The sequence below is a fragment of the Actinomadura rayongensis genome, from assembly GCF_009831215.1.
Lineage (GTDB): Bacteria > Actinomycetota > Actinomycetes > Streptosporangiales > Streptosporangiaceae > Spirillospora > Spirillospora rayongensis.
The window spans coordinates 1731725-1746274 of sequence record NZ_WUTW01000001.1 but is presented as its reverse complement, the minus strand read 5'-3'; the positions used below and the strand labels follow the sequence as shown (position 1 = coordinate 1746274).

The 14550-nt window shown below is 75.0% G+C and carries 14 protein-coding genes; 3 read left to right on the top strand and 11 right to left on the bottom strand.

Annotation, left to right across the window (positions count from 1 at the left end):
* Positions 1-7 precede the first annotated feature (7 nt).
* The 11 genes from aroC to GQ466_RS08230 all read right to left on the bottom strand — a co-directional run bounded on the left by aroC (position 8) and on the right by GQ466_RS08230 (position 11794).
* Entirely contained in the window at positions 8-1186 is a 1179-nt protein-coding gene (gene aroC / locus GQ466_RS08280) for a chorismate synthase (protein ID WP_161102104.1), read from the bottom strand.
* A gap of 62 nt (positions 1187-1248) precedes the next feature.
* On the bottom strand, positions 1249-1611 hold the full coding sequence (gene mnhG / locus GQ466_RS08275) for a monovalent cation/H(+) antiporter subunit G (RefSeq protein ID WP_161102103.1): 363 nt from the start codon (positions 1609-1611) through the stop codon (positions 1249-1251).
* Positions 1608-1883: an MrpF/PhaF family protein gene (locus GQ466_RS08270; RefSeq protein WP_337193368.1), complete on the bottom strand. Its 276-nt coding sequence runs from the start codon at positions 1881-1883 to the stop codon at positions 1608-1610. Before GQ466_RS08270 ends, mnhG begins: the two co-directional genes overlap by 4 nt.
* Positions 1880-2443, bottom strand: coding sequence for a Na+/H+ antiporter subunit E (locus GQ466_RS08265; RefSeq protein WP_161102102.1), 564 nt, complete (start codon positions 2441-2443; stop codon positions 1880-1882). Before GQ466_RS08265 ends, GQ466_RS08270 begins: the two co-directional genes overlap by 4 nt.
* Positions 2425-4008: a Na+/H+ antiporter subunit D gene (locus tag GQ466_RS08260; RefSeq protein ID WP_161102101.1), complete on the bottom strand. Its 1584-nt coding sequence runs from the start codon at positions 4006-4008 to the stop codon at positions 2425-2427. The genes GQ466_RS08265 and GQ466_RS08260 overlap by 19 nt, the downstream gene beginning before the upstream one ends.
* Positions 4005-4601: a Na(+)/H(+) antiporter subunit C gene (locus GQ466_RS08255; protein WP_161102100.1), complete on the bottom strand. Its 597-nt coding sequence runs from the start codon at positions 4599-4601 to the stop codon at positions 4005-4007. The genes GQ466_RS08260 and GQ466_RS08255 overlap by 4 nt, the downstream gene beginning before the upstream one ends.
* On the bottom strand, positions 4598-7450 hold the full coding sequence (locus GQ466_RS08250) for a Na+/H+ antiporter subunit A (RefSeq protein WP_161102099.1): 2853 nt from the start codon (positions 7448-7450) through the stop codon (positions 4598-4600). Before GQ466_RS08250 ends, GQ466_RS08255 begins: the two co-directional genes overlap by 4 nt.
* A 108-nt stretch (positions 7451-7558) precedes the next feature.
* A complete protein-coding gene (locus tag GQ466_RS08245; protein ID WP_337193367.1) occupies positions 7559-8362 on the bottom strand; it encodes an A24 family peptidase in 804 nt (267 codons plus the stop codon).
* 80 nt (positions 8363-8442) lie between these two features.
* Positions 8443-9138 (bottom strand): SseB family protein, encoded by a 696-nt coding sequence (locus GQ466_RS08240; protein ID WP_161102098.1) that lies wholly within the window; start codon positions 9136-9138, stop codon positions 8443-8445.
* 60 nt (positions 9139-9198) lie between these two features.
* Positions 9199-10380 (bottom strand): pyridoxal phosphate-dependent aminotransferase, encoded by a 1182-nt coding sequence (locus tag GQ466_RS08235; protein ID WP_161102097.1) that lies wholly within the window; start codon positions 10378-10380, stop codon positions 9199-9201.
* A 19-nt stretch (positions 10381-10399) separates the two neighbouring features.
* Complete coding sequence (locus GQ466_RS08230; protein ID WP_161102096.1) at positions 10400-11794, bottom strand: AMP-binding protein; 1395 nt, start codon at positions 11792-11794, stop codon at positions 10400-10402.
* A gap of 47 nt (positions 11795-11841) precedes the next feature.
* Between GQ466_RS08230 and GQ466_RS08225 the strand changes: the two genes are divergently transcribed.
* The 3 genes from GQ466_RS08225 (at position 11842) to GQ466_RS08215 (ending at position 14050) form a co-directional block, all read left to right on the top strand.
* The gene (locus tag GQ466_RS08225; RefSeq protein ID WP_161102095.1) at positions 11842-12420 is read left to right on the top strand and encodes a uridine kinase family protein; all 579 of its coding nucleotides are present in this window, start codon (positions 11842-11844) and stop codon (positions 12418-12420) included.
* A 71-nt stretch (positions 12421-12491) separates the two neighbouring features.
* Positions 12492-13571, top strand: coding sequence for a hypothetical protein (locus tag GQ466_RS08220; RefSeq protein ID WP_161102094.1), 1080 nt, complete (start codon positions 12492-12494; stop codon positions 13569-13571).
* Positions 13572-13675: 104 nt separating this feature from the next.
* Positions 13676-14050 carry an FKBP-type peptidyl-prolyl cis-trans isomerase gene (locus GQ466_RS08215; RefSeq protein WP_161102093.1) on the top strand — a complete coding sequence of 125 codons (375 nt, stop codon included), beginning with the start codon at positions 13676-13678 and terminating at the stop codon, positions 14048-14050.
* Positions 14051-14550 lie beyond the last annotated feature (500 nt).

The window sequence follows — 14550 nt, the reverse complement described above, 5'->3', positions numbered from 1 at the left end:
GCGCCCTTCACTTGATCGCCAGCGAGGACAGGTAGCCCCGCAGGTTGCGCGCGGTCTCCTCGGCCGAGTCGCCGCCGAACTTCTCCAGCGCCGCGTCGGCGAGGACGAGCGCGACCATCGCCTCGGCGACCACCCCGGCCGCCGGGACGGCCGTGACGTCGCTGCGCTGGTTGATCGCCTTGGCGGGCTCGCCGGTGGCGGTGTCGATCGTGTCCAGGCGGCGCGGGACGGTCGAGATCGGCTTCATCGCCGCGCGCACCCGCAGGACCTCGCCGGTCGTCATGCCGCCCTCGATGCCGCCCGCCCGGTTGGTGCGGCGGCGCACCCCGTCGGGGGTGGCGTCGATCTCGTCGTGGGCGCGGGACCCGGGACGGCGCGCGGTGGTGAACCCGTCGCCGACCTCGACGCCCTTGATCGCCTGGATGCCCATGAGGATGCCCGCGAGCCGCGCGTCGAGGCGCCGGTCCCAGTGGACGTGGCTGCCGAGGCCCGGCGGGAGCCCGTAGGCGAGGACCTCGACGACGCCGCCGATGGTGTCGCCCGCGCGCTTCAGGTCGTCCACGTGCGCGACCATCGCGGCGGACGCGGCGGCGTCGAAGCAGCGGACCGGGCTCTCGTCCACGGCCGCGAGGTCGCCGGGGCCGGGCAGCTCGCCGTCGGGCGCCTCGACCTCGCCGAGCGCGACGACGTGGCTGAGCACCGACACGCCGAGCGCCTGCTCCAGGAACGCCTTGGCGACCGTGCCGAGCGCGACGCGGGCGGCCGTCTCGCGGGCGCTGGCGCGTTCGAGGACGGGACGGGCGTCGTCGAACCCGTACTTCTGCATCCCGACGAGGTCGGCGTGACCGGGCCGGGGCTGGGTCAGCGGGGCGTTGCGCGCCTGCGCGGCGAGGACGTCGGCGTCCACGGGGTCGGCCGACATGACCGTCTCCCATTTCGGCCACTCGGTGTTGCCGACCTCGATCGCCACCGGGCCGCCCAGCGTGACGCCGTGCCGGACGCCGCCGAGGATCGTCACCCGGTCCTGCTCGAACTTCATGCGGGCGCCCCGCCCATGCCCGAGCCGCCGGCGGCGCAGTTCCTCGGCGATGTCGCCGGAGGTCACGCGCACGCCGGCCGGAAGGCCCTCCACGATGGCGGTGAGGGCCGGGCCATGCGACTCCCCCGCGGTCAACCAGCGCAGCATGGTGCCGATCCTATTGAGTCGCGGGACGTCCCCGGGCACGTGTCCAACCGGTGAGAAATCGGTCAGTCCAGATCCTCGGGCGGCGCGCCGCGGTCGAGGGCGTCGCGCAGCTCGTCGGTGTAGAGCAGATCGCTGCGGACCTGCCCGGTGCGGTAGGCGGACCGTCCGACCAGGTGCGCGGCGACCGGGACGGTCGTGAGCTGCAGCAGGGCGATGAGCACGAGCGTGGTGATCACGTCGACCGTGGGGTGCCGGATGCCGACCGCGATGAGGATGAGGACGACCCCGACGGCCTGCGGCTTGGTCGCGGCGTGCATCCGCGTGAGCAGGTCGGGCAGCGTGAGCAGGCCGAGCCCGGCGCTGAGCGCGGCGAACGCGCCGACGAGCAGGCAGCCGGCCAGGGCGACGTCGGCGACGGCGCTCACGGGTCCGCCACCTGGTCGTCGCGGTAGAGCATGAACCGGGCGAACGCGGCCGAGCCGGTGAACCCGACGAGCGAGACGACGAGCATCGGCACCAGCTCCCACGGCTCGTCGGCGATGATGGCGCGCAGCCCGAGCCCCGCCATGATCACCGCGACCAGGACGTCGAGCGCGACGGCGCGGTCGAGCATCGACGGCCCGCGCACCAGCCGCACGCCGACGAGCAGCGCGGCGAGGACGTGCGTGCCGGCGACGACGCCGTAGACGATGTTCACGGGTTCTCCTCCCCGGTGAGGGCGCGCAGGTCGGCGCGGGTCCCGATGGCGCGGACGACCCGGGCCTCCAGGTCCAGGACCTGCCGCCGGGCGAGATCGGCGGTGGCGTCGTCGGAGACCCCGAGCGCGTGCAGGAACAGCGTCCCGGTGGCGCGCCGCAGGTCCAGGACGAGCGTGCCGGGCACGGCCGACAGCGCGACCGCCGTCAGGACGAAGACGGCGTCCGACCGCGTCCGCAGCGTCACGGCGATCACCGAGTTGGCGCGGCCGGGACGGTTGGACCCGACGGCCTGCCACGCCAGCGGCAGCACGCTGCGCGCGAGGTCGAGCGCGAACCGCGCGCCGAACCGGACGAGCCCGGCCGGGCGCAGCCGCACGCCCGGGTCCACCGCCGGGAACGGGAACGCGAGCAGCAGCGCGAGGCCGAGCACGAAGCCGTAGATCGCGTTGGCGAGCGTGATCCGGTCCCAGACGAGGACCCAGACCAGCGCGAGCCACGCGACGATCGGCAGCCGGGCCACGCGCCCGCCGACGCGGACGGTCAGCCGGGAACGATCCACCGGGTGTCTCCGTTCGATGCGGGACGGACGGTGTCGATGTACCGGGCGGGCTGCGACATCTCGTCGGCGGCCCGGTCGGTGAGCCGCACGAGCGGCCCGCCCGCGACGGTGTAGGCGAGGCTGAGGGCGATCAGCGCGACCGTCGCGCCGACCATGCCGGGGGCGAGCCTGGCGGTGCCGACGGGCCAGTCGGCGGCGTCCTCCTCGGGGACGTCCACGGCGGGCTCGTCGGTGCGGAACGCGTCCCTGGGCGCCCGCCAGAACACCTGGTTCCACGCCTTCACCAGCGAGTAGAGCGTGAGCAGGCTGGTGAGCAGGGCCGTCGCGACGACCGCGCAGACCAGCGGCCCGCCGAGCGAGAGGCCCGCGTCCACGAGCCCGAGCTTGCCGAGGAACCCCGACAGCGGCGGGATCCCGCCGAGGTTCATCGCCGGGACGAAGAACAGCGCGCCGATGAGCGGCGACGACCGGGCGAGCCCGCCGAGCCGCCGCAGCGACGTGCTGCCGCCGCGCCGCTCGATGAGCCCGGCGACGAGGAACAGCGACGTCTGGATCGTGATGTGGTGCAGGACGTAGAACAGCGTCGCGCCGAGCGCCGAGCGGGTGCTCATCGCCAGCCCGAAGATCATGTAGCCGATGTGGCTGACCAGCGTGAACGACAGCAGCCGGTTCAGGTCCACCTGGACCATCGCGCCGAACACCCCGACGAGCATGCTCGCGAACGCGAAGATCAGCAGCGGCACGCGCAGCGCGTGGCCGGGGAACAGCAGCGTCTCGGTGCGCAGCATCCCGTAGATGCCGATCTTGGTGAGGAGCCCGGCGAACACGGCCGTGACGGGCGCGGGCGCCGTCGGATACGAGTCGGGCAGCCACATCGACAGGGGGAACACGGCGGCCTTGACGCCGAACGCGACGAGCAGCATGACCTCGGCGATGCGCGCCACGCCGTCCGGCAGGTCCCGGACGCGGACGGCGAGCTGCGCGAGGTTCACCGTCCCGGTCGCGGCGTACAGGACGGCGATGGCGACGAGGAACAGCATCGACGACATCAGCGCGACCATGATGTAGGTCATCCCGGCGCGGATGCGGGCGGGCGTGCCGCCGAGCGTGATGAGGACGTAGCTGGCCGTCAGCATGATCTCGAAGCCGACGAACAGGTTGAACAGGTCGCCCGCGAGGAAGCTGTCGGCGACGCCGGAGACGAGCAGCAGGAACGTCGGGTGGAACACCGACAGCGGCGTGACGGGCTCGCGGTCGGCCATGTCCTGCGCGATGGCGTAGATCATCACGCACAGGGTGACGGCGGCGGAGATCGTGAGCATCGCGCCCGACAGCCGGTCCACGATCAGCGTGATCCCGACCGGGGCGGGCCAGCCGCCGATCTGGGTCGTCTGCGGCCCGTGCCGGTCGGCGGTGACGAGCAGCACCGCGCCGACCACGACGACCGTGCTGAGCACGAGGACGCTGATCACGCGCTGCACGACGGGATGCCGCGGCCCGACGACGATCTTGACGCCGGCGGCGAGCATCGGGAGCAGCACCGGCAGCGGCAGCAGCGCGTTCACGCCCCGAGCCCCCGTTCCGGCGGCTCGTCGGGGCCGCCGTCGCGGGCCTCGGGATGCTCGGGGTAGTCCTCGACGCGGGTCGGGTCGTCGGTGGCGCGGCGGCGGCGGTCCTCGCGGATCCGGGCGCGCAGGTCGCGGCGCGCCTGCCGGATCGTCCGCCGCTGCCGCCGCGACCAGGCGCGGAACTCGCGGCGCTGCTCGCGGACCTCGGTGCGCAGCCGCTGGTCGACGTGGGTGACGCGGCGGTCCTCGATGTCGTCGCGGACCTCGTCGTCGCCGGTGATCCGGCCGCTGCGGTAGGAGATCGAGAACACGAACGCCGACGACGCGAGCGTGATCACGATCGCCGTGAGGATCATCGCCTGGGGCAGCGGGTCGCTGAACGGGCCGCCGCCGTGGCTCCCGTCCAGGATCGGCGCGTGCCGGGGCTTCCCGCCGGTGGACAGGATCAGCAGGTTCGCCCCGTTCCCGATGAGGACGGTCCCGACGACGAGCCGCGTCAGGCTGCGCTCCAGCATCAGCAGGACGCCGCAGGACACCAGCACGCCCCCGCACAGCGTCAGCAGGATCGGCGGGGTCTGGTCCGCGCTCACGACACCACCGCCCCGGGGGCCTCGGCCTCGCGGTCGGCCTCGGCGCCGAGCGTGATGAGGACGTCCAGGACGAGCCCGACGACGATCAGGTACACGCCGGCGTCGAACAGCAGCGACGTCGAGATCTCCAGGTGGCCGAACACCGGCAGCGTGACGTCGACCAGCGCGCTTTTCAGCACGGCGCCGCCCCACGCGAACCCGGCGAACGCCGTCCCGGTGGTGCAGATCAGGCCGGTGCCGAGGACGGTCCCGACGCTCATCGGCGCGGCGGCGGCCAGCTCGTACGGGCCGCCCGCCAGATACCGGACGACGACCGCGAGCCCCGCGACGATGCCGCCCGCGAACCCGCCGCCCGGCGAGGAGTGCGCGGCGAACAGCAGGTACAGCGACATGAGCAGCACGGTGTGGAAGATGAACCGCGCGACGACCTCGAAGATCAGCGACCGGCGCTCGGCCGCGAGCGTGCCGCCCCCCTGCAGCCAGTCGCGCTGGCCGCGCCGGGGCGTGCCGGGCTCCGGCTGATCGACCGACTCGAACCCCTCGACGGCCCAGACGTCGGCGCCCCGGCCCTCGGGGGGCCGCGGCCGGTATCCGGCGCGGCGCCGGGCGAACACGATGCTCGTGATGCCGAGCGCGGCCAGCGCGATGACGCACGTCTCGCCGAGCGTGTCCCAGGCGCGGATGTCGACGATCACGGCGGACACGACGTTCTTCGACCCGGCCTCGGCCGCCGCGGCCGGATAGGCGCCCGAGATCGGCGCGGCCGTCCGCGCGTGGCCGGCGATGAGCACGGCCGCGGTGACCGAGGCGCCGACGAGCACGGCCACGACGACGTGGACGGCGCGTCGGGACGCCGGGCGGGTGGCCGGGAAGCCCATCGGCATCGAGCGCAGGACGAGCACGAACACGATGAGGCTGGCCGTCTCCACGAGGAACTGGGTGAGGGCGAGGTCGGGCGCGGCGTGCAGGAAGAACTGCGTCGCCGCGCCGTAGCCGGTGGCCCCGACGAGCACGACGGTCGCGCCCCGGTTGCGGGCGCGGACGACGCCGACGGCGGCCAGCATGATCATCAGCGAGACGGTCCCCTGGAACGGACCGTTCCAGAGCCGCCAGCCGCCGTGCTGCGTCCAGGGCCGGGCGGCGGCTGCGGCGGAGATCATGGCGACCGCGGCGGTCAGCGCGATGACGAGCAGGTAGCCGGGCAGGGAGCCGCGCTGCACCGATCCGGTGATCTGCATCGCGGTGTCGTTGGTCCGGTCCATGATCGCGCGGTAGACGGCGGCGGGCTCGAACACGACGAGGCGCCGGTGCGTCCGGGCGAGCGGTTCGCGGGCGAGGAACAGCAGGCCGCCGAGCGCCAGCGACCCGGCCGTCAGCCACAGCGGCAGCCCGAACCCGTGCCAGGGCGCGAGGTGGTAGGTGTGCGGGCCGGGATAACCGGCGACCTCGCGTTCCAGCGGCGCGTCCAGGACGTTCGCGGCGAGCCCGAGCACGACGCCCGCCACCGCCAGCAGCACGGGCGGCGCGAGCAGGCCGGGGGTGGGCCGGTGGACGGGCGTGTCGGGCACGCCGTCCTTGCGGGCGAACGCGCCCCACAGGAACCGCAGCCCGTACGCGGCGGTGAACGCCGACCCGGCGACGAGCACGACGAGCAGCACGTGGTCCTCGCGCGCGAACGCCTCGTACCCGGCCTCCTTCCCGACGAAGCCGAGCGTCGCGGGGATCCCGGCCATCGACGCGACCGCGACCGTCGCCGCGCCCGCGAGCACCGGCGTGCTGTGCCGCAGCCCGCTCAGCTCGCGCAGGTCGCGGGTCCCGGTGGCGTGGTCGATGATCCCGACGATGAGGAACAGCGCGGCCTTGAACAGCGCGTGGGCGAGCAGGACGGTCATGCTCGCGAGCGCCGCCGTCCGCGTCCCGGCCGCCGCGAGCGTGATCATGAAGCCGAGCTGGCTGACCGTCCCGTAGGCGAGCAGCAGCTTCACATCGGTCTCGCGCATCGCGCGCCAGCCCGCGAACACCATCGTCGCGGCGCCGAGCGAGACGACGATCGGCCCCCAGGTGATCGTGTGCACGAACGCCGGGCCGAGCCGGACGCCGAGGTAGACGCCCGCCTTGACCATCGCGGCGGCGTGCAGGAACGCGCTGACCGGCGTCGGCGCGGCCATCGCGCCGGGCAGCCACAGGCCGAACGGGATGATCGCCGACTTCGACAGCGCCCCGGCGAGGACGAGGCTCAGCGCGGCCACCATCACTCCCCCGCCGGGCGGGCGCGCCATGATGTCGGAGATCCGGTACGTGCCGGCCGCGTTGCCGAGCAGGACGAGCCCGGCCAGCATCGCCAGGCCGCCGAACGTCGTGATGACGAGCGCCTGCGTCGCGGCCCCGCGCGCCGCCCGCTTGCGCGCGTCGAACCCGATGAGCAGGTAGGAGAAGACGGTCGTCAGCTCCCAGAACACGTACAGCAGGATGAGGTTGTCGGCGAGGACGAGCCCGATCATCGACGCGGCGAACGCCAGCATGTGCAGCGCGAAGAACCCGAGGCCCGGCTCGCCGGTCTGGAAGTACCGGGCGCAGTAGGCGACGATCAGCGCCCCGACGCCGCCGATGATCATGACCATCATCCAGGACAGCGCGTCGGCCCGGAAGTCCAGCGACAGGTGCAGTCCCGGGATCCACGCGTGCCGCTCCTCGCGCGGCGCCGCCCCGGAGATCCACGCCGGGATCGCCCAGGCCGCCATCGCGGCGGGGACGAGCGCGAGCGGCAGGAAGGCGTCGCGGCCCCACCAGCGGACGAGCGCCGGGGCCGCGAGCGCGGCCAGGCTGTGCGCGGCGAGCAGGAGCAGCATGACGTCCCAGGGTGAGCGAGTGGTGACCGATTGTCACCCTAGGACCGGGAACGCCGTTCCCCGGGGACCCGCGCCGCGCCGGACGGGTCATGGACGGCCCAAGATCCGTCAGCCGGCGAACGCCAGGATCGCGGCGAACGTCCCGGCGACCATGAACGGGCCGTACGGGATGGCGTCCCGGCGGCCCCTGCGGCGCGCCAGCAGGAGCCCGATCGCGACGAGGCCGCCGGACAGGTACGTGAGGAAGACGCCCGTCACCCACGCGTCCGACCCGTACCAGCCGAGGTACAGGCCGAGGACCCCGGCGAGCTTGACGTCCCCGAACCCGATCTGGCCGGGCAGCAGGAACCACTGCACCGCGTACAGCGCCCACAGCGTCGCGAGCCCGATCAGGGCGTGGACGAACGGCCGCGCGTCCCCCTCGACCGCCGCCGCGACGCCCAGCAGCGCCAGCGCGATCGGGTAGGACGGCAGCGTCAGCGGGTTCGGCAGCCGGTGCAGCTTCAGGTCCACCAGCACGAGCAGCGCGCCGACGACGCCCAGGTACAGCACGGCGGCCAGCTCGGGCCGCGCGAACGTCCGCGCGCCGAGCACGGCGGCGGCGAGCACGCACGCGCCGACCGTCAGCGCCGGACGCCGCCACAGCGGCGCGGTCCAGTCCGCCCGCCACGACCACACCGTCGCCTCCGCCGCCGGTTCCGCGTCCGACGGCGGCCCGCCGGGACCGTCGTCCGCCCCCGGAGGCAGCGCACCAGACGCATCCTGCGGCGACGCGGCGTCCGGGTCCACAGGCCCCACGTCCGCCAGGCCAGCGTCCGGGTCCAAGGGCCGCGCGGCGGGCGGGCCCACAGGCCGCAGGGGCGGCGCGGCGGACGGGTTCGGGGGTGGCGTGGGGGGCGCGGAGTCGCTCACGCCGCGAACCTTATGCGACCCCTGCGCGTAGCCCTGCACATGGCGCCGCGCGCAGCCCTGCGCGCGGGCGCGCGGGACCGTCAGCGGCGCAGGACGCTCAGCTCGACGCCGCCGACGATCCGGCCGCGCAGCAGTTCGGCGAGCCGGTCGGAGACGCGCTGGACGGTCACGCGCTCGTCGTGCCCGTCCACGACCGCGAACCGCACCGCCAGCTCGGCGCGGTCGCCGCGGGCGACGCGGACGCCCGCGACCGCCGGGTCCGAGCCGAACGCGGCGTCGATCGCGGCGAGGACGTCGGGGTCCTCGTGCGGCGGCGGGATGAGGCGGCCCTCGGCGAGCAGGTGCAGGCGCAGGCCGTCCACGGCGAACGGGACCGGGCCCGCGACGTCCACGACGAGCGCGTCGGCGCCCTCGTCCAGCGCCGCCAGGCACGCCTGCCGGACGGTGACGGCGACGGGCCGCGCGTCCGGCCGCCACGCCTGGAGCGCGGCGGTGGAGGTGAAGCCGAGCACGCCGCGCCGCCCGTCCGCGCCGACGAGCGTCGGCAGGGCCATGTCGCTGGACTTCTCGCGGCGCAGTTCGCCGGGTTCGACCGCCTCCTCCTCGGTGAGGACGGCGACGACCGGCACCAGCAGCCGCGCGCCGTGCAGCTCCCGCAGCACGGCGTGCTCGCCGGCGCGGCCGGCGGCGTAGGCGGTCAGGGCCGCGCCGAGGCCGGGGTCGGCGGCGCCGTCGTCGTCGGGGAACTGGGGTTGGGGAATGGTCTTACCGGACACCCGCGCAAGGCTATAGCCTCCCGGCGACAGCGGAGCGCCACTCCGCGAACACGGCCGGTGTCAGGCGCGGGCGCGGTCCCGGCCGAGGCCCGCGAGCCGGCGGACGGCCTCGTCGATGACCTCGTCCCGCTTGCAGAACGCGAACCGGACGAACGCCGCGCCGTCCTCGGGCCGCTGGTAGAAGACCTGGGTCGGGACGGCGACGACGCCCGCCGCGTCCGGCAGCGCCCGGGCCAGCGCGACGCCGTCGGAGTAGCCGAGCGGCCGGATGTCGGCCTGGACGAAGTAGGTCCCCTGCGGCCGGTAGGCGACGAACCCGGCGGCCTCCAGCCCGGTGATCAGCCGGTCCCGTTTGCGCTCCAGCGACGCCCGCAGCTCCGCCACCCACGGCAGCTCCGCGCGCAGCCCGTACGCCGTGGCGTGCTGCCACGGCCCGCCGGTCGCGTACGTCAGGAACTGCTTGACGGTCTGGACCGCCCGCACGTGCGCGGCCGGGCCGGTGACCCAGCCGGTCTTCCAGCCGGTGACCGAGAACGTCTTGCCGACCGAGGACACGACGACCGTCCGGTCCCGCATGCCGGGCAGCGTCGCGAGCGGGACGTGCTCGGCGCCGTCGAACGTCAGGTACTCGTAGACCTCGTCGGTGACGGCGGTGACGTCGCGGTCCCGGCAGACGGCCGCGATCTCGGCCAGCTCGTCGCGGGTGAACACGGTCCCGGTCGGGTTGTGCGGCGAGTTGACCAGGATCACCTTGGTGCGGGGCGTGACGGCGGCGCGCAGTTCGTCCGGGTCGAAGGTGAACCGTCCCTGGACGGGACGCAGCAGGACCGTCCGCAGCCGCGCGCCCGCGAGCGCGACCGTCGCGGCGTAGGAGTCGTAGGTCGGCTCGAACGCGACGACCTCGTCCCCCGGCCCGGCGAGCGCCAGCACCGCCGCCGCGATGCCCTCGGTGGCGCCGACCGTGACGTAGACCTCGGTCTCGGGGTCGTAGTCGAGGCCGTAGCGCTCCTTCTTCTGCGCGGCGACGGCCTCCCGCAGCTCGGGCAGGCCAGGGCCCGGCGGGTACTGGTTGCCGCCGCCCTCGATCGCCGCGACGGCCGCCGCGAGCATCCCGGGCGGCCCGTCGGTGTCGGGGAACCCCTGGCCGAGGTTGATCGACCCGGTCCGGACGGCGAGCGCGGTCATCTCCGCGAAGATCGTCGTCCCGAATCCCCGCATGCGCTCGACCAACGGCTCCGTCACGCCTCCGAGCCTAACCCGCTCACCGCAGCCGGGACTTGACGACCTTGCCCATCGCGTTGCGCGGCAGGGAGTCCACCAGGTGCACCGCGCGCGGGCGCTTGTGGATCGACAGGCGGCTCGCGACGAACTCCGTCAGCTCCCCCGCGCTCGCGCCGTCCGCGACGACGAACGCGGTGACCTGCTCGCCGAGGTCGTCGTGCGGGGTGCCGATGACGGCGGCCTCGCGGACGCCGGGGTGGGCGAGCAGCGCGTCCTCGATCTCGCCCGCGCCGATGCGGTAGCCGCCGCTCTTGATGAGGTCGGTGGACGCGCGGCCGACGATGCGGTGCGTCCCGTCCGGCTCGACGGCCGCGATGTCGCCGGTGCGGAACCAGCCGTCCGCGGTGAACGCCTCGGCGGTCGCGTCGGGGCGGTTCAGGTAGCCGTCGAACAGCGTCGGGGCCTGGACGTGCAGCTCGCCGGGCGTCTCGCCGTCGTGCGGGACGGGCGCGCCCTCCTCGGCGGCGAGGCGGGTGCGGACGCCGGGCAGCGGCGTCCCGACCCGGCCGGGGCGGCGCGGGCCGTCCGCGCGGGCGCTGACGGTGATCAGCGTCTCGGTCATCCCGTACCGCTCGACGGGCCGGTGCCCGGTCAGCTCCGCCACCCGCTCGAACACCGGGACCGGGAGCGGCGCGCTCCCCGACACCAGCAGCCGGGCGCCGCGCAGCGCGGCGGCGGCGCCGGGGTCGGCGGCGAGCCGGGACCAGACGGTCGGGACGCCGAAGAACAGCGTCCCGCCGCGTCCGGCGGCCTCGGCGTACGCGTCGGGGCGGGGGCGGCCGGTGTGGATCACCGGCGACCCGACGCGCAGCGCGCCGAGCACCCCGAGGACCAGGCCGTGGACGTGGAACAGCGGCAGGCCGTGGACGAGCAGGTCGTCCGCCGTCCAGTCCCAGGCGGCGGCGAGCGCGTCGAGCCCGGCGGCGATGGCGCGGCGGGAGATCAGGACGCCCTTCGGCGCGCCGGTCGTCCCGCTCGTGTAGAGGATGAGCGCGGTGGCGTCCGGTGCGGGCGCGGTCGGCGGGACGGCGGCGGACGGCAGGTCGTCCAGCGGGACGAGCGGCGGCCCGTCCGCCGGGGCGTTCGCGCGGGTCGCGAGCAGCAGCGCGGCGCCGGAGTCGCCGAGGATGTGGGCGCGCTCGGCGGGACCGGAGTCTGGCGGCAGCGGGACGACCGGCACCCCGGCCAGCAGCCCGCCCACCACGGCCGCGACCGTCGCGGCGGACGCGTCGGCGTGGACGGCGACGGCCCTGGCCCCGGCGATCTCGGCGGCGACGGCGGCGGCGCGGCCGAACAGCTGTTTGCGGGACAGGGTCTCGTCCCCGATGGTCACGGCGGGGGCGTCCCCGGTCAGGGCGCCCAGCAGGTCGGTCACGCGTGCTCCCGTTCGCTCGCCGTCGGCTCACGGGCAGTATGCACGGTATGGCTAAGGCGACGCTGAGCTACCCGGAGCTGGCCGCGCGGATCCGCGCGCTGCCGCCGTCGTGCGGGCCCGTCCGGGTCGTCGCGGTGGACGGGCCGAGCGGCGCGGGCAAGTCCACGTTCGCGCGGCGGCTGGCGGCGGCGCTCGGCGGGGCGCCGCTGGTCGCGGCCGACGACTTCCCGGTGCCGTGGGACGCCGACCCGCTCGTGTGGTGGACGCGGCTGCGGCGGGACGTCCTGGAGCCGCTGCGCGCGGGCCGCCCCGGTCGGCTCGCCCGCTACGACTGGAAGCGCGGCGCGCGCGGCCCCGAGGAGGACGTCCCTGTGGCGCCGGAGCTGGTCCTGGAGGGCGTCGGCGCGGGCCTGCGCGACGCGCCGGTCGCGCTGCGGATCTTCGTGGACGCGCCCCGGCCGCTGCGCCGGGACCGCGTCCTGCGCCGCGACGGCGTTCAGTTCGCGGCGGCGTGGGACGCGTGGGCGTTGAAGGAGGAGCGCTACTTCACGTCCGGCGCCGGGCCGGCCGATCTGCTCGTGGACGGGGCGTCCCTGATCGGGGAGGACTTCGGCGTGGCCGGATGAGGCCGCGCACGACGGCATTTTGCCAGTGGATACTGGCGGAATTCGTCGTCCCCGCGAGGAGCATCCCCCCAATGCAACCCACGCTGACCCGCCGCTCCGCCCTCACCGCCGCCGCGCTCACGGCCGTCCTGGCGCTCGGCGGTCTGCCCGCCGCGCAGGCCGCGCCGCCGCCCGGCACGTGGACCGCCACCCCCGCCCCGGCCCTCACCGCGCCGTCGTCCCTGCACGGCGTCGCCGCGCCCGACCCCGCGCACGCGTTCGCGGTCGGGATGGAGGCCGGAGAGACCGCGCCCGTCCTGCTGCGCCGCGTGAACGGCGTGTGGACGCGCGACCCCGCGCCCGCCGGGATCGTCCCCAAGCTCGTGGACGTCGCGGCGGGCTCGGCGGCCAACGTGTGGGCGGTCGGGCAGCGCGTCCTCGACGACCGGGTCCCGGCCCGCGCCGTCCACTGGAACGGACGCCGCTGGAAGCCCGTCGAGCTGCCGCTGCTGACCCCGATGGCCGTGTCCGTCGACGGCGCGGGCAAGCCGTGGGTCACCGGCGTCAACTTCAACGAGAACGACGGCTCGGCCGTCTACCGGCGGCGCGCCGGGACGTGGGAGAAGTCCCTCGACCTCCCGGCCGGCACCACGCTGTCCGCGATCGCGGCGCGCTCGCCCCGCGACGTCTGGGCGGGCGGGCTGGCGTCGTCGTCCACCGACCCGACCGCGCTGTACCACTTCGACGGCTCCGCCTGGACGCGCGTCGAGTGGCCCGGCACGTGGAGCCGCTGGGTGATGCAGATCGCGCCCGTCTCGGCGCACGAGGTCTGGTTCTACGAGATGCCGCTGGACCCGCTGTTCTCCGGGCCCGCGCTCGTCCACTGGAAGGACGGCGTGTTCACCGAGCACAAGATCCCCGCGCCGGGCTCCGGCGGCCTGACGGCCCAGGTCGCCGACCCCGGCTTCCTCGGCGACATCACGCTCGACGGCGCGGGCGGCGTCTGGCTCCAGAACAACCGCGAGAACGCGTTCCTGCACTTCGACGGGACGTCCTGGACGCGCGTCGCCAAGCCGTCCACCCCCGGCTACCTGTGGGACCTGACGCGCGAGCCGCGCACCGGCACCGTCTGGGCCGCCGGGGACGCGGGCACCCTGCTGCGCTTCGGCTGACCCCCGGACCCGCCGTCCGGGTCCGCCCGCCGCTCGGCGGGCCCGGACGGCGGCTACGCTGAACGCCGTCCGCACGACCGACGACCCTGCATGGAGCCCGCGACATGGCGCTTGAACGCCCCGAGATCGACTTCCCCGAGGGACAGCCGCCCGCGTACCTCGACATCACCGACATCACCGTCGGCGACGGCGCCGAGGCCGCCAAGGGCGACACCGTCTCCATGCACTACGTGGGCGTGAGCTTCTCCACCGGCGAGGAGTTCGACGCGTCCTGGAACCGCGGCCAGACGTTCGACTTCGAAATCGGCGCCGGCCGCGTCATCAAGGGCTGGGACATGGGCATCGCCGGCATGAAGGTCGGCGGCCGGCGCAAGCTCGTCATCCCGCCGCACCTGGCCTACGGCTCCCGCAGCCCCAGCCCCGCCATCAAGCCGAACGAGACCCTGATCTTCGTGGTGGACCTCGTAGCGGTGAAGTAACCAAAGGATGCGGCGCTCGCCTAACGGCTCGCGCCGCATCCACCCCCACCCACGCACAGCAAGCCCCCAAGCCGCGCACTTCCCCCCGCACAAGACGCACGCCGCGCGAAGCGCGTGCCGCGCGAGCGCAAGAAGCACGCCGCGCAAAAGCGGCGCAAGGCACGCCGCAGGACGCGCGTGCTGCGCGGGACCCGCGACGCGCGCAAGGCGTGTGCCGCGCGCCGCGCAAGTTGAACACCGCGCGAAGACAGCACGAAGCACGCCGCAGGGCGCGCCGCAGCCCGCGCGAAGCGCCGCAGCCCGCGCGAAGCGCCGCAGCCCGCGCGAAGCGCCGCAGCCCGCGCGAAGCGCCGCAGCCCGCGCGAAGCGCCGCAGCCCGCGCGAAGCGCCGCAGCCCGCGCGAAGCGCCGCAGCCCGCGCGAAGCGGCGCGGTCCCGGCGGGGTCTCGGCGCGGGGGCGGGGGTGGTCAAAAGGTGGGCCATTGGGGGGTGAAGTTTTTC